The 16,925-nt window shown below is 59.6% G+C and carries 19 protein-coding genes; 12 read left to right on the forward strand and 7 right to left on the reverse strand.

Annotated elements, in window-relative coordinates; genetic code table 11:
- The 3 genes from PSV43_RS13065 to PSV43_RS13075 form a co-directional block, all read left to right on the forward strand.
- Positions 1 to 439, forward strand: a 439-nt coding sequence (locus PSV43_RS13065) for a hypothetical protein (protein WP_300197733.1), incomplete at its 5' end; no start/stop codon positions are given.
- A 196-nt stretch (positions 440 to 635) separates the two neighbouring features.
- Positions 636 to 2,315 (forward strand): 30S ribosomal protein S1, encoded by a 1,680-nt coding sequence (gene rpsA, locus PSV43_RS13070; RefSeq protein WP_300197736.1) that lies wholly within the window; start codon positions 636 to 638, stop codon positions 2,313 to 2,315.
- 125 nt (positions 2,316 to 2,440) lie between these two features.
- On the forward strand, positions 2,441 to 3,304 hold the full coding sequence (locus PSV43_RS13075) for a hypothetical protein (protein ID WP_300197739.1): 864 nt from the start codon (positions 2,441 to 2,443) through the stop codon (positions 3,302 to 3,304).
- Between the two features lie 212 nt (positions 3,305 to 3,516).
- Here the strand turns inward: PSV43_RS13075 and PSV43_RS13080 are convergent, their stop codons facing one another.
- From PSV43_RS13080 to PSV43_RS13090, 3 genes are all read right to left on the reverse strand, one after another.
- Positions 3,517 to 3,804 carry a hypothetical protein gene (locus PSV43_RS13080; protein WP_300197742.1) on the reverse strand — a complete coding sequence of 96 codons (288 nt, stop codon included), beginning with the start codon at positions 3,802 to 3,804 and terminating at the stop codon, positions 3,517 to 3,519.
- 101 nt (positions 3,805 to 3,905) lie between these two features.
- The gene (locus PSV43_RS13085; protein WP_300197745.1) at positions 3,906 to 4,496 is read right to left on the reverse strand and encodes a PAS domain-containing protein; all 591 of its coding nucleotides are present in this window, start codon (positions 4,494 to 4,496) and stop codon (positions 3,906 to 3,908) included.
- A 135-nt stretch (positions 4,497 to 4,631) separates the two neighbouring features.
- Entirely contained in the window at positions 4,632 to 6,110 is a 1,479-nt protein-coding gene (locus PSV43_RS13090; protein WP_300197748.1) for a family 10 glycosylhydrolase, read from the reverse strand.
- A gap of 63 nt (positions 6,111 to 6,173) precedes the next feature.
- Between PSV43_RS13090 and PSV43_RS13095 the strand changes: the two genes are divergently transcribed.
- Together PSV43_RS13095 and PSV43_RS13100 are read left to right on the forward strand one after the other, a co-directional pair.
- The gene (locus PSV43_RS13095; protein WP_300197752.1) at positions 6,174 to 7,157 is read left to right on the forward strand and encodes an SMP-30/gluconolactonase/LRE family protein; all 984 of its coding nucleotides are present in this window, start codon (positions 6,174 to 6,176) and stop codon (positions 7,155 to 7,157) included.
- 16 nt (positions 7,158 to 7,173) lie between these two features.
- The gene (locus tag PSV43_RS13100) at positions 7,174 to 8,022 is read left to right on the forward strand and encodes a hypothetical protein (protein WP_300197755.1); all 849 of its coding nucleotides are present in this window, start codon (positions 7,174 to 7,176) and stop codon (positions 8,020 to 8,022) included.
- A 1-nt stretch (position 8,023) separates the two neighbouring features.
- Here the strand turns inward: PSV43_RS13100 and PSV43_RS13105 are convergent, their stop codons facing one another.
- The 3 genes from PSV43_RS13105 to PSV43_RS13115 form a co-directional block, all read right to left on the reverse strand.
- Positions 8,024 to 8,350: a DUF6036 family nucleotidyltransferase gene (locus PSV43_RS13105; RefSeq protein WP_300197758.1), complete on the reverse strand. Its 327-nt coding sequence runs from the start codon at positions 8,348 to 8,350 to the stop codon at positions 8,024 to 8,026.
- A gap of 207 nt (positions 8,351 to 8,557) precedes the next feature.
- Positions 8,558 to 8,887, reverse strand: a complete 330-nt coding sequence (locus tag PSV43_RS13110; protein WP_300197761.1) for a hypothetical protein — start codon at positions 8,885 to 8,887, stop codon at positions 8,558 to 8,560.
- A 43-nt stretch (positions 8,888 to 8,930) separates the two neighbouring features.
- Positions 8,931 to 9,470 carry a flavoprotein gene (locus PSV43_RS13115; protein WP_300197764.1) on the reverse strand — a complete coding sequence of 180 codons (540 nt, stop codon included), beginning with the start codon at positions 9,468 to 9,470 and terminating at the stop codon, positions 8,931 to 8,933.
- 105 nt (positions 9,471 to 9,575) lie between these two features.
- Here PSV43_RS13115 and nrdR point away from each other — a divergent pair, with 105 nt between their 5' ends.
- The 7 genes from nrdR (at position 9,576) to PSV43_RS13150 (ending at position 14,848) form a co-directional block, all read left to right on the forward strand.
- Positions 9,576 to 10,064 carry a transcriptional regulator NrdR gene (nrdR, locus tag PSV43_RS13120; RefSeq protein ID WP_300197767.1) on the forward strand — a complete coding sequence of 163 codons (489 nt, stop codon included), beginning with the start codon at positions 9,576 to 9,578 and terminating at the stop codon, positions 10,062 to 10,064.
- A 6-nt stretch (positions 10,065 to 10,070) separates the two neighbouring features.
- Positions 10,071 to 10,424 carry an HIT domain-containing protein gene (locus tag PSV43_RS13125; protein WP_300197770.1) on the forward strand — a complete coding sequence of 118 codons (354 nt, stop codon included), beginning with the start codon at positions 10,071 to 10,073 and terminating at the stop codon, positions 10,422 to 10,424.
- A gap of 232 nt (positions 10,425 to 10,656) precedes the next feature.
- Positions 10,657 to 11,085 (forward strand): hypothetical protein, encoded by a 429-nt coding sequence (locus tag PSV43_RS13130; protein WP_300197772.1) that lies wholly within the window; start codon positions 10,657 to 10,659, stop codon positions 11,083 to 11,085.
- Between the two features lie 105 nt (positions 11,086 to 11,190).
- Entirely contained in the window at positions 11,191 to 12,378 is a 1,188-nt protein-coding gene (locus PSV43_RS13135; RefSeq protein WP_300197774.1) for a BtaA family protein, read from the forward strand.
- The gene (locus tag PSV43_RS13140; protein WP_300197777.1) at positions 12,378 to 13,016 is read left to right on the forward strand and encodes a class I SAM-dependent methyltransferase; all 639 of its coding nucleotides are present in this window, start codon (positions 12,378 to 12,380) and stop codon (positions 13,014 to 13,016) included. Before PSV43_RS13135 ends, PSV43_RS13140 begins: the two co-directional genes overlap by 1 nt.
- Before the next feature lie 72 nt (positions 13,017 to 13,088).
- Entirely contained in the window at positions 13,089 to 13,529 is a 441-nt protein-coding gene (locus PSV43_RS13145; protein ID WP_300197780.1) for a DUF3592 domain-containing protein, read from the forward strand.
- 287 nt (positions 13,530 to 13,816) lie between these two features.
- Positions 13,817 to 14,848, forward strand: coding sequence for an O-antigen ligase family protein (locus tag PSV43_RS13150; protein ID WP_300197782.1), 1,032 nt, complete (start codon positions 13,817 to 13,819; stop codon positions 14,846 to 14,848).
- On the opposite strand, the gene PSV43_RS13155 is transcribed toward PSV43_RS13150, so the two are convergent.
- Positions 14,823 to 16,907 carry an arylsulfatase gene (locus tag PSV43_RS13155; protein ID WP_300197785.1) on the reverse strand — a complete coding sequence of 695 codons (2,085 nt, stop codon included), beginning with the start codon at positions 16,905 to 16,907 and terminating at the stop codon, positions 14,823 to 14,825. The two genes, PSV43_RS13150 and PSV43_RS13155, sit on opposite strands and share 26 nt — an antisense overlap.
- Positions 16,908 to 16,925: the final 18 nt, after the last annotated feature.

Below are 16,925 nucleotides of genomic sequence, written 5' to 3' on the forward strand. Positions count from 1 at the left end.
CATCAGCACCGTGCTGAGTTTCAAACCACCTGTCGAAATTGAGGTCGTGGCAAAGCTTGAAAAGCTCGACCTCCGCCTCGGCTACGCAGCCGACCAGCTCATTTTCAACTGGGAGAGAAGGCCCGATGAGCTACGAATCGACGGCGGTCCCGCCAATGGGATTTACACCCCCATGATGGGAGAGTTGCCCCAGAAGAAATTTGTCGTGATCCGCTGGTCCGTGGACAAGGACCGGCAGACCATCTCGGTGGACGGCAAGCAGCGCTTTGAACACAAAGGGGACTATTCCGCTCTTGACCGGCCAATCACCATCCTCGCCTATGGCTCAGAGGTCACGGTGCAGTCCATCAAGACACGCCAGCCCGCTGCCCCCTTGATTTCCCCCTCGGCAGCGCAGCTTCCAGATGGGCCGAAGGAGGAGCTGAAGGGGCCACCTTGAGGGGGGGACGGGCCTGAGGCTATCATTTTTCCCGGCCCCACTTTCCCCCTTGCCAAACGCGGAACCTCTCCGAGAATCTCGCCCCTCTTGTCCGGGAGCTTTGTGGCTTCGCGGGACAAAAGCCCGTCGTGCGCCTCAGGAGTGGAGGTTTGCGTGCGGTACCCACCTAAACACTCGCAACCCGTAAACAACAGTAATGAGCGCAAACGCTACTCTCGCCGAAATGATCGCAGGATCTTTCCGTGAGCTTTCCGAAGGATCTATCGTCAAAGGCAAGATCCTCGAAATCAAACCGCAGGTCATCCTCGTCGATATCGGCTACAAGTCCGAAGGAGCCATCCCCTCCAACGAGTTCGAAGATGAAGACATTCAGGTAGGCGATGAGGTCGAAGTCCTCCTCGAACGCCTCGAAAACGACGAAGGCATGGTCGTTCTCTCCAAGGAGAAAGCCGCCCACCGTCAGAACTGGGAAAAGATCTACAACGTCTTCAAGGACGGCGGTCTCGTCAAAGGCAAGATCAAGAGCGTCGTCAAAGGCGGTCTCATGGTCAACGTCGGCGTCGAAGCTTTCCTTCCTGGCAGCCAGATCGACATCATCCCGCCGAAGGATCTCAACGAGTACGTCGGCAAGGTGTTCGAGTTCAAGATCGTCAAGATCAACGACGAGCGCAAAAACATCGTTCTCTCCCGCCGCGAAGTCATCGAGGCAGAGCGCGCCGAACAGCGCCAGAAGTTCCTCGACGGCGTCACCCCTGGCGACAAAGTCATCGGGATCGTCAAGAACATCACCGACTTCGGTGCGTTCGTGGACCTCAACGGCATGGACGGACTGCTCCACATCACGGACATGTCCTGGGGCCGCCTCAACCATCCTTCCGAAATGCTTGGCATCGGTCAGAAGATCGAAGTCCAGATTCTCGAAGTCAACCGCGAGAAGGAGCGTGTCTCCCTCGGCCTCAAGCAGCTTCAGAACAATCCTTGGGAAAACATCGAAGCCCGTTACCCCGTCGGCCAGCGCGTGCGCGGCAAGGTCACGAAGCTCGTCGCCTACGGCGCGTTTGTGGAAGTGGAAGAAGGCGTCGAAGGCCTTGTTCACGTCTCCGAACTCTCCTGGACGAAGCGCATCGCGCGTCCTTCGGACGTTCTCACCGTCGGTCAGGAAATCGAAGCCTCCGTCCTTGGCATCAACAAGGAAGAGCGCAAGATCAGCCTCGGCGTGCGTCAGCTCGATACGAACCCATGGGACGATATCGACGCTCGTTACCCAATCGGCACTCAGATGAAGCGTGCCGTCCGCAACCTCACCGCTTACGGTGCGTTTGTGGAGCTGGAAGAAGGCATCGACGGTATGATCCACGTGTCCGACCTCAGCTGGACACGCAAGATCAACCATCCTTCCGAACTCCTCAAGAAGGGCCAGGAAGTGGACGCCGTCGTTCTCGGCATCGACAAGGCCAACCAGCGCATCAGCCTCGGCATGAAGCAGCTCGACACCGACCCATGGTCCATCATCGACAGCCGCTTCAAGGTGGGCGACGTCGTGAAGGGCCGCGTGGCGAAGATCGCTTCCTTCGGCGCTTTCGTCGAACTCGAAGACGACATCGACGGTCTCGTGCACATCTCGCAGATCAGCGAGGACCGCATCGAGAAGGTCAAGGACAAGCTCAATGTGGGCGACGAAGTGGAAGCACGCGTCATCAAAGTGGACAAGGTGGAGCGCCGCATCGGCCTTTCCATCAAGGCCATGAACTACAGCGAAGCCGACATCCAGAAGGAAAGCCAGGCCTTCGAAGCTCTGCGCCCAAGCACCGACCTCGTCGGTCTGGAGCAGGCCTTCAAGTTCGCCACCGAAGAGTGGCGTCCAGGCGGCCAGTAATCCGCGATCTGAGATTCATCTCCAAATCAACCACGAAGGGGACGCCGCGAGGCGTCCCTTTTTCTTTAACAATTTCTCACACATTCCCTCTGGAAGTCTCCAGTGAAGGAGGGCAATTTCACGTGATGTCCGAGGTTGTTTCTTCCGCTCTACCAGAGACACGCCGCACCTGGCTGCAGCGTGGCCTGCTGGCATTGCCTGCAGCACTCGCCGGCTGTGCTACAACCTCCACATCGGCGCTCGGCTTCTCGGCACGCAAATCCCGTGCGCAATGGGAGTACCACAACCGTTTCCTTGCTTCAGGGGCCCGGCTGCGCTTCCGCTCCCACAGTGCACATGGCCGGCCTTGGACCGCGAGCATGGAGCAGACGTACCGTGCGTATCGTCGTGATCCTCGCATTGGCTACGCGGTCAAAAATCTCGCCACCGGTCGTTACCTCGCGGAATTTCAGGCGGACAAACTCTTCTTGGGCGGCTCCATGCCCAAGCCAGCCGTGGCGGCAGTCCTGTTGGAGAAACGCCATGGCAACCTCACACGCGAAGAATTTCAGAACATCGTTTACGCCTGTGATCAGAGCATCAACGCCTCCTGGTACTACATGCTCGCCCGCATCACTCAGGCCGATGAGCAGTACTTTGAGCGGAAGTACAGCCTGCCCGATGTGCAGATCATCAACAACTGGCAGTCCCCGCGCTTCTACGCTGAGTTTTACGAACGCTGCGTGAACTACCGACTCGACTACGGCTGCGAGTTGCTGCTGGAGGCCATGCGGCGCGACCAGTACGGACTCGGCCGCTGGGTCATTCCCGCCAGCATCACCTACATCGGCGGCAAGACCGGCAACTACGGTGAATGGGATCACGAGTCCCTCTTCTTTTATCACCGTAACACCCCCTATGCCATCGTGCTCTACACCCGTGGCAACTTCGCCCATGGCAATCAGCTCGGCTGCATGATGGGCGGCCTGTTCCGCGACTTCTGCGCGTGAGGTTGTGGACGTCACTCAGTGTTGAACAAAACGCAGCACGCCCCGCATAAAGTAGGATGGGTGTGGCGACAGCCCGCCCGTCCACGAGCGTGTGGAAAACGTCCCATCACTCCGCTCCCTCCCTCTCCACCGCCGGGCGGTTAGGCGCAGCAATCTTTGAGCGATGCAACTACCGCAGCCCGCCAAACACACCCTCTTTGAACGCTTTCACTTCACCGTTCCTTCTCCGACAGTACTTCCACCTCAATGTCCCGAACTTCGAGCGCTGCCGTCGTCGCAGGCGGTGCAGGATCCAGCCAGATGTTGCGCTTTGTCCCGGAACCGAGCTTGCGCCGCAGGGTGTAATACAGCGCGGCAACGGCGGAAATCGCCAGCCCGCCCACGGCCACCGCAGCGCCCACCATCAGCACCAGCGCCACGAGTCCAACAGCCACGACCGCAATCACTCCCAGCATCAGCATGGCGGGCAATCCACGAAGTTCTATTGTCCTCGGTCTCATGGGAACAACATGCGGCCTGTGCCCAAGATGACAACCCTCATGTGGCTCTCAGCGGTTCCAGAACCCGAGCTACTTTGTAGTGTCCTTACCCCAAGGCCCATTCAGCCTTCGGGAAAGTAGAGGGGCAGGCAGGACGGGCAGAGGGAATGAGTGAAGCTAACTTCCGTGTGTGCCGAGACATAGTCCTCCATACCATGCCACTCTCCACTGCCATCGCGGATGTTTTTGCAGGCAGCACAGATCGGCAAGAGGCCACGCAGGGTGCGCACTTCTGCGAGTGCCTCGTCTCTTTCTGAAATGGCACGTTTCAGCTGTGCTTCACGCAGGCGCAGAGGTGTCACATCTGCGACGTGCACCCAGAGCCCACGCACTACCCCATCCTCGATATTCGGTGTGTAGGTGGCGATGCTGTCTTTGGCCCCGCCTTGAGGAAGGGGTATGCGCCTTTCAAACTGCTGGAGCTCACCGCGCAGTGCGCCTTGAATGTAGGGAAGATTCAATGCATAAAGAGGACCCAGTAGATCCTGCATGGACATGCCCAGCATTTCCGCCGGACTTTTGCCAAACCACTCGCGATAGGCTTCATTGGAGAACAGGCAACGCTGCTCTGAATCCCAGTAGGCCACCATGGCTGAAATTTGATTGACCGCTCTCAGAGCAAGTTGGGCGGGGTCTTCAAGTTTTAGGTCCATTCAAAAAAGCTGTGTCGATCCACATAGGGACACTCTCCCATTGAGCAATCGTTCAGTCTGCGCCTTCTTTCTTGCAGCAGAATTGCCCATGCCACGTGCTCGTTTACTTCAAACACAGGCGCTGGATTCGCTCCATCACTTCACCACGACACCCGCCTCTCCAACTTCCCAACCAAGCCCCGCAGCACGGATCGCCACGGCGGTGGCATTGGCTGGCCATGGAGCGCTGAGCTGGTCTTTGAAATAGGTTTCCCAGGTGATCCATTTGCCGTTGATCTGCGCCTGCATCACCCACCAGCGTGTGGCGTTCATCCAGCGAATATCACTGTGCTGCCATGCCACGGTGAGTTTGCCACCGGGTATCGTTTTGCCAACGACCGGCGCAGGCAGCTGCGTCTGGCTGAGCCATGGGGAGGCTGGCGGGATGGCATGCGTGATGTAGGCGCGCTCCTTGGTGTAGGTGCCGATCTTGCCCAGATCCTTGTGCAGGGAGCCAAAGTTCCAATGGAAGTGACCGGGCGTCATCTTGAGGCCGCGTTCACGCAGCACGCTGATCTGGTGCAAGATCTCGCCGGCATTGCGGTCATCGCCGATCTTGGAGGTGTTCATGCCCGGCCAGATGTGGCGGCCCTGGCTGTTCTGCTCCAGCCACCAGTCGTAGTAGGTGATGAAGCCGAGCTTGGGCCGATCAATGGTCCAGTAGAGCTGCGGCGTGAAGTAATCGACCCAGCCCTGCTGCAACCACTTCAGCGAATCTGCGCCGAGGTCTTCATACGGGTCGAGCCCACCACCGGTGCCAGCGGGGAAATTGGGCCGCCACAAACCGAAGGGGCTGATGCCGAACTTCACGTAGCGCTTCTCCGCCTTGATGCCTTCATAGAGGATGCGCACGGTCTCATCGACATTCTGTCGCCGCCATGCCGTGCGCTCCAGCGTGCCGCCGGCGGCTTTGTAGCGGCCATAGCTCGCGTCATCGGGGAACTCGATCTTTTTCTTGGCGGCATCCGTGAGCGGATACGGATAAAAATAATCGTCGATGTGGATGCCATCCACGTCGTAGCGCCGCGTGACATCCATGATCACCGCGATAGCCTGCGCCCGCACCTCGGGGACGCCGGGGTCCATCCAAGTGTCGGGACCATATTTCATCGTCCACTCGGGATGCTTGCGGACGATGTGATCGGCGCTCGGCACCCGTTTCTCACCGGCAAGCGCCCGAAACGGATTGAACCAAGCGTGCAACTCCATGCCGTGCTTGTGGGCTTCCTTCACGGCAAACTCGAGTGGGTCCCACAAGGGTGAGGGAGCCATGCCCATCTGTCCCGTGAGGAAGGGCGACCAAGGTTCGATTTGCGAGGGATACACGGCATCGCCTGCCGGGCGGACTTGGAAAATGAGTGCGTTCAGGCCCACATCCGCCGCTGAGTCGATGAGCGTCTTCAGTTGCGCCTTCTGCTTGGCCACGGGCAGGCCTGGCTCGCTGGGCCAGTTGATGCAGTGCACCGTCGCGATCCACGATCCCCGCAGCTCACGCGCCGGCGGCGGCACGCTGGTCTGGGCATGCAGCGTGGCGGTGAGCAGCAGGGAGATCGAAAAGAGCGGGAGGAAGCGCATGTGCTGGAAGAAAACGCGGCACGCGTGATGTGTCGCTGAAATTATCTATCTGCTGTCGTATTCATGGACCTGATGATTTCGAATTTGCTGCCCTGCCTCGCCATCGTTCTCGTACTGGCCTCCTGCTCGTCCATGCGCTCGCCGGTGGTGCCGGGTGCGAAGCCCAAGGACCACGGCGCCATCGGCGCGACGGAAGGCCCGGCGTGGAAAGACGGCTCGCTCTATTTCACTGACGGCAAGCACATCAACCGCATGGCACCGGATGGCAAAACAACAGTCTTCCGCCACAATGCCTCCAACGGGCTGCTGTTTGACAAGGAGGGCCGACTTATCGCCTGCGAGTCGGGATTGCGCCGCGTCACACGTACGGAGAAGGATGGCAGCATCACGGTGCTGGCGGATCGGTTTGAAGGGAAGCGCTTCAATTCGCCGAATGATCTCTGCATGGATTCGAAGGGGCGGATTTATTTTACCGATCCGAGGTATGGTTCGCGGGAGGGGATGGAAATTGGGGAAACTCGCATCGGCATGTATGGTGCCGCATCGAAATTTGGTTCGACAATCGCCTTCGTAGAAGGCGTCTATCGCATCGATTCCCCCGGCAAAGTTACCCGCATCCAGTGCGATCGAACCGAGCGCCCCAACGGCATCCTCATCTCTCCTGACGACCATTACCTCTACATCGCCGACAACAATAACAACACCCACGGCGGTTCCCGCAAACTTCTGCGCTACACACTCGATAAAAAAGGTGACATAACCGGCCCACCCAAAGTCATCTTCGACTGGAAAGACGGTCGCGGGCCGGATGGGATGAAAATGGACAGCGCAGGCCGAATCTACGTCGCCGCTGGCACGAACAAGGCGACCGAGTTCGAAAACACACGTTTCAAGGCTGGCTGTTACATCCTGTCTCCTTCAGGTCGCCTGCTCGACTTCATCCCCGTCGCGCCCGACGAGTGCTGCAACTGCGCCTTTGGTGGCAAGAACGGCAAGACGCTTTTCATCACCTCCGGCGGTCATCTGTGGAGCGTGCCGCTGAAATGAAAGGAACCTCGATTGCATGAAAGCCCTCATTCCCTTTTTGTTGCTGCCAGCGCTGCTCGTTGCAGCCGAGTTGCCGGACATACGAACGGTGCCGCCAGATCTGGAAGTACCCGCTTTGAGCGATGGTCCGCCTGCCGCCGGGAAACGTGTTCGCCTCGGACTCAGCATTCTCTACCTGCCCACGGATTGGAATGCAGGCACCCAGATGCCGGTGATCGTCGAACTTGCCGGCAATGGTGGGTTTACCAGCAAGTTCGGTGATGTCAGCACCGGCCTGCCCGAAGGCAGCAATCTGGGCTACGGTCTTTCTGCGGGGCACGGCTTCATCTGGCTGTGTGTGCCGTATTTGAATGAGAAAGGCGATGAAATCGCGATCAAGTGGTGGGGCAATCCACCGACTTATGATCCGCAGCCGACGCTAAAATACCTGCGCGAGACCGTGAAGAGCGTCTGTCGCGACTACGGCGGCGATGAGTCAAAAGTCGTCCTGTGCGGGTTCTCGCGCGGAGCCATCGCCTGCAACTATCTCGGCCTGTACGATGACGAAACCGCCAAGCTCTGGTGCGGTTTTCTAGCCTACAGCCACTACGACGGCGTCAAAACCTGGCCTTATCCAAATTCAGATCGCGAATCGGCCTTGGCTCGAATGAAACGTCTCAGCAATCGCCCCCAGTTCATCTGCGGTGAAGGAGCGAATGCGCAGGGAACGAAAGAGTATCTCCGCCCGCTGCTGCCGCAGGCCGATCTGACCTTTTTGACCACTGGGTTCCGTAATCACAATGATGCGTGGACGCTGCGACCGAGCGATGCGCGTGAGAAGGCGAGGGAGTGGCTGAGGCGGGTGGCCGGCACGGGCGCTCCATAGTTCACACCGCGCGCTGCTGCGCCGCCTCGGCCACGACTTGCTCCAGCACCGCGTGGGTCTTCACGATCCACTTTTCCTCCATCGGCGTGTCCCACAGCAGCTTGCGAACTTTGGCTTCATCCAGCCGGTCTGTGGCCAGCAGGAAACTCAGCAGACGAATGTCCTTGGGCCGTCCGGCGAAGAGCTTGGCCACGGCCATGTCGTGTGGGTCGAGCGCAAAGACGCGAGGGCAGCCTTCGAGGGGCACCAGCCGGTTGCGGAAGTCGGGGAGGGAAGTTGTCGAAGGCGGCGGGAGAGATGATGTCGGCGTAGTAACCGAAATGGTCATAAAAGGAGCTCGTTTTGCCCACGGCATTGTTAAGCGCTTGGCCAAGGCTTTGCTCCCAAGGTTCTAAAATTAGATCGGCATCTTTCGTCTGTTGATACAGTTCACATTCCACACCCAGCTCAGGTTAGGTGGCGAAGGCAGATGCCGAGCCAAAGACCACGATGGTCGTTTCTGGAGCGAGTGCGGCGGCAGAAGCGGCCAGATGTTTCAATGCCTCGATGCGCATATGAATTGCTGTTTCTCCTGCGTACTAAGCACGCCAGGAAAGGGATCAAACCCTTTGAAGAACAGAGTTTCTTCATCATCGGCCCGCAGCACACCTGCCAGCCTCTGCAAATCTGTCTGGGACACTCTGGCAGCTTGAATCAGCTTTTCCCATCTCGAGAGTTGCTCCCCTCCCCATGTGCCGCGCTCGCGCCAGCGTGAGATCGTTTGTAGCGGAATTTCCAGAAGCTCAGGCTCACGCTCAAATTTATCCGCGAGATAGCAGAAATACGCGTGTTCCAGCTTGTCGCCAGTGTCGTCGTGCTCGTGCATGGGTGGAAGGTAGTAGAAGCGGGGCGGGCTGCCAAGGGGCACTCTAGCGGGTGGCGAGGACGTCTGCCACGGCTTGGAGGATGGTTTCGACCTCGGCAAGGCGGCCGATGCCTTCGTAGCCGCAGGCGAGCATTCCGGCGGCGGGTTCGACGAATTGCGCGCCGTAGGTGCGCAGGGTTTCGACGTTTTTCAGCGTGGCGGGGTGCTGCCACATCTTGCCGTTCATGGCCGGGGCGATCAAAAGGGGAGCGCGGGTCGCCAGGGCGATGGCGGTGAGGGCGTCATTGGCAAAGCCGTTCGCCATAGAAGCCAGAATATTCGCGGTAGCCGGGGCGATAAGCAGTAGATCGGCCTCGTCGGCGAGCTGGATGTGCCCGGGCTGCCAGCCCTCCTTTTCGGCAAACAGGTCGGTGATGACCGGATTCTTGGACAGCGTGCCCAGGGTCAGCGGGGTGACGAATTCCAGCGCCGATTTCGTCAGCACGCAGGTCACCACATGGCCGGCCTTGGTAAGCTGGCTGGCGAGGTCTGCCGCCTTGTAGGCTGCGATGGAACCGGTGACGCCGAGAAGGATGCGGGACATGTAAGGACGATAAACCCGAAAATCCGCCCGCAAAGTCCGAACTACGAAGCCGCTTGCCTTCCTGCTCGCGAGAAAGCACATTCCCCGCCCCCACCCCCTGACCGAATGCGCTGCCCCAAATGTGGAAGTTCCCAGGATAAAGTCATCGACTCCCGCGAGGCGCGGGAGGGGCATGCCATCCGCCGCCGCCGCGAGTGCATGAAGTGCGATTTTCGCTTCACCACTTACGAGATCGTCGAGCGCGAGGAATTGCGCGTGGTGAAGCGCAATAGCGCCCGCGAGAGCTTCAACCGCGACAAACTGCTGGGCGGCGTGCGCAAGTCCTGCGAAAAGCGCCCGGTGAAGATGGAGCAGCTAGAACAGCTGGTGGACGACATCGCCAACGAGCTCGAAGAAGAAGGCTACCGCGAAATCCCCAGCACGGTGATCGGTGCGAAGGTGATGCGCCGTCTGGAGGCCATCGACCACGTGGCCTACGTGCGCTACGCCTCGGTGTACCGCCAGTTTGAGGACGTGGGCGAGTTCATCGACGAGATCAAGAGCCTCGGCGAGCGCCGCCCGCGCGATGGAAAACAGCCGGAACTTTTCCGTTAATCCGCCATGAGTGAGAAGACCATTTTTCAAAAGATCATCGACCGTGAAATCCCCGCCCCGCTCGTTTATGAGGATGATCTCGTCGCCGCCTTCAATGACCTCAATCCCCAGGCTCCGATCCATGTCTTGATCGTGCCGAAGAAGCTGATCCCGCGCGTGGGAGAGGCCGTGGCAGAGGATCAGGCCACGCTGGGAGCACTTCTGCTCGCAGCGGGGAAAATTGCCGACAATCTGGGCATCAAAGACCGCAGCAAGGGCTTCCGCCTCGTGATCAATCACGGCAAGGATGCCGGCGAGTCCGTGCCACACCTCCACGTCCATCTGCTGGCGGGTCGCAGCCTGGAATGGCCTCCGGGCTGAGCTGCGTACGCAGTTGATGATGAGCGGGAATTCACGACCTTTAATGGCGGCACGCTGTTTTACGAATTCGTGACCCTGAGCGGTGGCGGTCACGGCGGCGGCTACAATGGCTGGAACTGGACCAGCGCACTGCGCATGTATTTCTAGCAGCCTGAGAGTAAAAAAATCCTGTCTGGGTGCAACTTTGGCTTGTTATGGCTGTTTGAAACACTGATCAAGCCCCCCATCCGTCATGGAACCCCTCTCACCCCAAGACCCTATCGCCAAGCTGCTGGCCCAAGCCCGCGCGGTTGAGGTGCGTGCCAATTTTGCCCAGAACGTGGTCCGTGCCGCCCGCCAGACCCCGCAAGATCGCGGCTGGCTCGCTGCTTTGCGCTCTTGGTGGGAAGATGTCTCCTTGGCGGCTCCTGCTGCCAAATGGGCCTTTGCCACCGTCTCCGTGGCCGCCATCGCTCTGGCGCTCGTGATTTTCCAAACCCAGCCTGCCGCTCAGGTACAGCTCGCCAAACAGGACGTGCCGGAGATGACCACCCCTGACCTGCCACTGCTCGCTGCGGCAGCGGAGACTCCGTGGGAAGCGACCTTCGACACTCAGGCTCTGCTGGCGGTGGACGACACGTCCCAGCTCACGGACAGCGAGATCGGGTTCCTGCTGTATTGAGCCGCAGCTTGGACTGGATCAGCGCCTCTGTGTGACGAAACAAACACACTCGCCTGCTGGCCCGGCATCACGTTCCGCGTGAACACATGATCACTCCCCGCGATCATGCTCAAAGAGTCCACACCCCGCCGTCCGGTTCCCATATTGAAATCGGCTCATGACCTGGTCTTCCGCCATGTTCACAATTCCAACCTCATCTACAACACGGCATGGGAGGATCCCCGACTCGACCGTGAGCTGATGAAGCTCGATGCGAACAGCCGCGTTGTGATGATCACCAGCGCCGGCTGCAATGCGCTCGACTACCTGCTCGACAATCCGGCGGAGATCCACGCAGTGGACATGAACTACCGGCAGAATGCCCTTCTGGAACTCAAGCAGGCGCTCATCCGCCAGGGCGACTTCGAAGAGCTGTTTGAGATGTTCGGCTTCGGCTCGCATGCCGAATATGCCTTTGTCTATGACCGAGTGCGCAGCACGCTGTCTGAACCTGCGCAGAAGTTCTGGGACAGGCGCATCAGCTTCTTCAATCCCACGAGTCTCAAGAAATCGTTCTACTATCACGGCACCTCCGGCATCGCCGCATACGTGATGGGCAATGCGCTCTTCAAGCTGCGCCCGAACGTGAAGAACTTCGCCACCTGCCTGCTGGATGCCCGTTCCCTGGAGGAGCAGCGCGATGCGTATGAACTCTTCGAGCGCGAGATCTGGGGCCCCTTTAGCAACTGGCTGCTGCGCCAGCCCACGCTGATGACGCTGCTGGGCGTGCCGCGTCCGCAGATCAAACTGATCCAGGACTCCTATCCCGGCGGGCTCACGGATTACGTGAAGGACAAGCTGCGCCATGTGTTCACCGAGCTGCCCATCGCGGACAACTACTTCTGGCGCGTGTACATGACCGGCTCCTACACGCTGGGCTGCTGCCCGAATTATCTGAAACAGGAAAACCAGCCCGCACTGCAGTCACGCGTGGACCGCCTGAAGAGCTACACCACCACGCTCTCGGGCTTCCTGCGCGAGTATCCCGGCCAGTACACGCACTTCGTGCTGCTCGATCACCAGGACTGGCTCGCCGCGCATGACACTGAGGCGCTGCGTGATGAATGGGAGCTGATCCTCGCCAACAGCGCCCCCGGCGCCAAAATCCTGATGCGTTCGGCGGGTCTAAAACTCGACTTTATACCCGAATCGATTCGCACACGCGTGCGCTTTTTCCCGGAACGTACCGAAGCCCTGCATCAACTCGATCGCGTGGGCACCTATGGCAGCCTGCACTTTGCGGAGGTGCTGTGATGAGCGCGGCCAACGTTGACACTTCGCGCCGCTCAGGCACCGCGCTGGAGCGCTATTACCAGTTCCATTCGCGCATCTATGACGCCACACGCTGGAGCTTTCTGTTTGGGCGCGAGGAAGTGCTGCGGCGTACCGCCTGCGTGACGTATCCCCGGCGCATTCTCGAAGTCGGCTGCGGCACCGGGCGCAATCTGCCCGGCCTGCGCCGTCTCTTTCCACATGCGCACATCACCGGCGTGGATCTCTCCGAGCAGATGCTGGCCATTGCCGCGAAGAAAGTGAGCGATGACAAAACCACGCTGCTGCGCCGCTCCTATTCCGCAGCGGTGCACGAAGACGGGCAGCCTTATGATCTAGTGCTGTTTTCGTATGCGCTGTCCATGTTCAATCCCGGCTGGGAACAGGCCATCAATGCCGCGTGGGATGATCTGGCGGAAGGCGGCTGCATCGCCGTCGTGGATTTCTCCGATTCTTACTTCACGTGGTTTCGAAACTGGATGGGCGTGAACCATGTGCGCATGGAAGGCCATCTGTGGCCGTATCTGAGCCGGAAATTCGCACCGCTGCTCGATGAACGCTTCTCCGCCTACGGCGGGGTCTGGAACTACGGCATCTTCATTGGGCGCAAGCAGGCCTGAGTGTGGCGATAGTGTTTCGTGCAGTTCTGTGAACCGCTCACATTTTGAAGCACCTGCAAGCCACTCCATCTAATGACTCAAATCATCCTTCTTGGTGCCGTTATTGCGCTGTTTGCCTTCATCTACTTTCTCCGTCGCTTCAGCACTGCATGGGCGATGCGTGACTGGAGGCACACTCAGGGCCGCGTGGTGATGGCGGAGATGCGCCGCGGGAAAAAGAAATCGTCGGACGGCTGCCTGCTGTATGACCCGGTGCTGCGCTACTCCTACACCGTGGGCGAGCACACTTTTGAAGGCAGCCGTTTCATGCATCAGGCGGGGCGCAATTCGGCCAGCCGGACCACGCAGTTCATTGCGCGGCTGACGCAGGGTGCGGAAGTGCCAGTCTATTACCACCCGCGCAATCCGGCAGAGGCCGTCGTGCAGCCGCTTTCGTGGCAGGGTTCAGCAGTGGCGGTGCTCACGTCTGCGCTGTTGCTGATTATTCTGGCCGCCGTACTTTGGTGCGCGTGAAAAGCCTGACTCCCACATTCACCAACGAGTTCACAACGCCTGCGTTGCGACGCTCCGTGGTCGGAATGTGGGCGGGGCAGATCGCTGTGACCGGCTTTGTCGCGGGTCATTCTTGTCTTCCCAATATCTGGCTGCATCTAGGATGGTTGTTGATCGCAGGATTGCCCGCTCTGTTCTTCACAGACTGGACGCCGCACCTCAGGCGCTGGCAGGCAGATGCCGGCGCTCTGTTGGTCATCTCGTTCCTGCTTTGGATGACCGTGCGGTCCTGCAGCCAGATATCCCTCATGCCAGATCGCACCTTGGATGAAATCATGCGTGGCATCATCGGCGTCGGCCTGCTGGTGATGTTCTGCGCGCTCGTCTGGCACCATGCGCGAAACCGTGAATGGCTGAATGCCACGGGCTGGGTGACGGGCATGACGGCTGCCCTCGCCGCGCTGATCAGCATCGTGCTGTCCTATTTCGTGCTTCCCCATCATCACGCGGGAGAGCGGCTCATGAACCTGCTCGTCCATGGAGGTCTCAATCCGGTCTGCACCGGATTGATTTTCGGTTTCGCTGCCTTGTGGCTGACCACTCTGGTGGAAAGTCGCAGCAAGCCACTGCCAGTCCGCATCGCATGGGCCGCCATCGCGCTGCTGCATTTCGCCGCGTTTCTTTCCGGCAGTCGGGGTGCCATGCTGGCGATGGCATCCGGTCATGCCGTGCTGCTCTCTGCACGCGGCTGGCAGCGGGGCAGGGGGGCGGTCAGCGTGTTCCTCCTGACGGGAGTTCTTTATTTCACCAGCGCGCCCCTGCTGGCACGCATCGCGCAATGGCGCTCGGAACCGGCGGCAATCACCGCCTCTGCACCCGGCATCACCCATCATTTTCAAAAGGCGGTCGCCCGCGGTGACAACAGCCGCCTCGACATCTACCGAGCGGGCTGGCATGCGATTGACAATCCATGGCTCGGCACCGGCCAATGGGGCGTCTGCGGTGTCTGGCAATGCGAGCTGCAGGCCAAAACGAACATCTCGATGATGTCGCACCTGCACAGCGCCTTCCTGGCCACCTTCGTGCATGGGGGTGTCATCGGAGAGGTGTTGCTGCTTGGGGCACTCGGCTGCGGCCTCCGGCGCGCCCGCCGGCTCGCGGTTGCGGGTGATGCCACTTGGATCGCTCTGCTCGCTTTTGGCTGCGGCGGTCTGCTGTTTGATGGGGAATCACTGGCCTCACTGGCGACGGCACCGCGATTCGAAGGACTGCTCTTCTGGCTGCCGCTGACCATCGCACTGGCACGTGGATCAGCTACTTCAGCACCTGCAAATTCCTGAAGCCGGCTTCGCCATCAAACACGATGATATTCAGCTGTTCCTTGGCTTCGGCGATCACGGGATGTTTGCCTGTTGCTGTCACTCCTGCGATTTGCGCCGTCACCTGATCACCTTTGAAGCTGATCCGCAGTGTCTGCCAGTCCTCGGCATTCAGCTTGATCTTCTGCCGGGCAATCGGTTCGGTCTGCGTCTTGTCCTGGCCTTGATCAGGATTTTTAGTGATCTCAAGTGCCGTGCTGCTGACCACAATGCGGAAGGAGTGCTTGCCCGCCGTTTGAATGCGCAGCGAATGCCGCCCTGCCGTGTGCAGTTTCATGTCATACTGCAGCGTGCCTTCGGTGATCGACAGCGGGCCGGTTAATGTGGCCCCCTGTTGCCCGGCTTTCGGCATGGAATTCCAGATGGCATCGTCATGCACCTGCCATGTTACACCACGGGTCATGCTCCACGGCTTGACTGGCAGTGATTTGAAATCCTCTGACAGCACCGGGCTTCCCGTCAGCGGAGGAAGAGCAGCCTGCGGCTTTTTCTCCACGATGGGCGGAAGTTCGCGGCTGTAACCGCCATCACGGTAGCGGTTCACCAAAGCGCTCAGTTCCTTCACCACTGCCGGATGCTGCGCACTGACATCCGTCGTCTCGGCAGGGTCTGCCTGCACGTTATACAACTGCGGTTTGAACTGTGTCGCGTGGGCTTTGCGTGCTCCGAGTTTGATGTCGCTGACCGGAACACCTTCGATCCATTTCCACGGGCCCTTGCGGATCGCGAAGACGCCATCGGAGCTGTGGAGGAACATGTGATCGCGGGTGGGTGGGGCGTCCTGGGTGCCGAGGAAGGCGGGCAGCGCGTTGAAGCTGTCTTCCGCAGCGCTGGCGGCGGCAGGCAGCTTTTCACCGACGATGGCCGCCGTGGTGGCCATGATGTCAGCCAGGCTGATCATGTCCCCGCACTCAGTCCCCGCAGCGATCTTCGCGGGCCAGCGAGTGATGAAGGGCACTTTGAATCCACCCTCCCACACGTCATGCTTGCCGCCGCGAAGATCACCATTCACCTTCAGCCCGGCCTTGAAGGCCTGCGTCTGCACCGTGTCGCGCGTCGGAGTGAACACGCCGCCGTTGTCACTGGTGAAAATGACGAGCGTGTCCTGCGCGATGCCCTTGTCATCCAGCGCCTTCAAAACACCGCCGACACTGCGGTCGAGCTCCAGAATCCAGTCGCCGTATGGTCCGGCCTTGCTCTGTCCCGCAATGTCCTTCTCCGGTGTGACGGGATTATGCACTGCGACAGGCGTGTAGTAGAGAAAGAACGGCGTGCCTTTCTTCTGTTGCGTGATCCACTCGGCCGCCTTGGTGGTGAGCAGCGGCATCACATGGTCATTCACACGCTTGGGTGCATCCAGGTCGAGAATGTTCGCCTTGCCGCTTTCCGTATCCTCGGGGCCGTAGTTGGCTTTGAAATGGGGATCATCAGAATCAGGGACATGCAGCTTCATGCCGGCGGGAATTTTACCGCTGCGCAGGCCATAGACGAAGCGGTTTTCGACATAGATGCCGGTGAGATCGCCATGATTGCTCGGCACGCCGAAATGGTAGTCGAATCCGATGTCCAGCGGGCCGGGGGAAAGCTCGGCGGTGTAGTCCGTACGCCATTTCAGGGAGCCGTCATCCGAGCCGTAGCCCAGATGCCATTTGCCAATCGCAGCCGTTTGATAGCCGTGTTTTTTCAGCATCGAGGCCATGTTCAGCCGCGTCGTTTCGATGTGCAGCGGGGAGAACGTGCCCAGCACCTCATGCGTGAGCGAGGTGCGCCAGCAGTAGCGCCCGGTCATGACCGAGTAGCGTGTGGGCGAACAGACCGACGAGGTGGTGCTCGCGTCCGTGAAGCGCCGTCCTTCTTTCGCCAGGCGGTCAATGTTCGGCGTCTGCACCAGCTTGCCATCCGCGCCGTAGCATCCTGCACTCCCATAGCCGTAGTCGTCGGCCAGAATGATGACAATGTTCGGTGGGTCAGCGGCGAAGGCGGATGAAACAAAGATCGCGAGGAGGAGCAGAAAACGCATGGCCCGTTGACGAAAGTG

This window comes from Prosthecobacter sp., assembly GCF_029946185.1.
Taxonomy (GTDB): domain Bacteria; phylum Verrucomicrobiota; class Verrucomicrobiia; order Verrucomicrobiales; family Verrucomicrobiaceae; genus Prosthecobacter.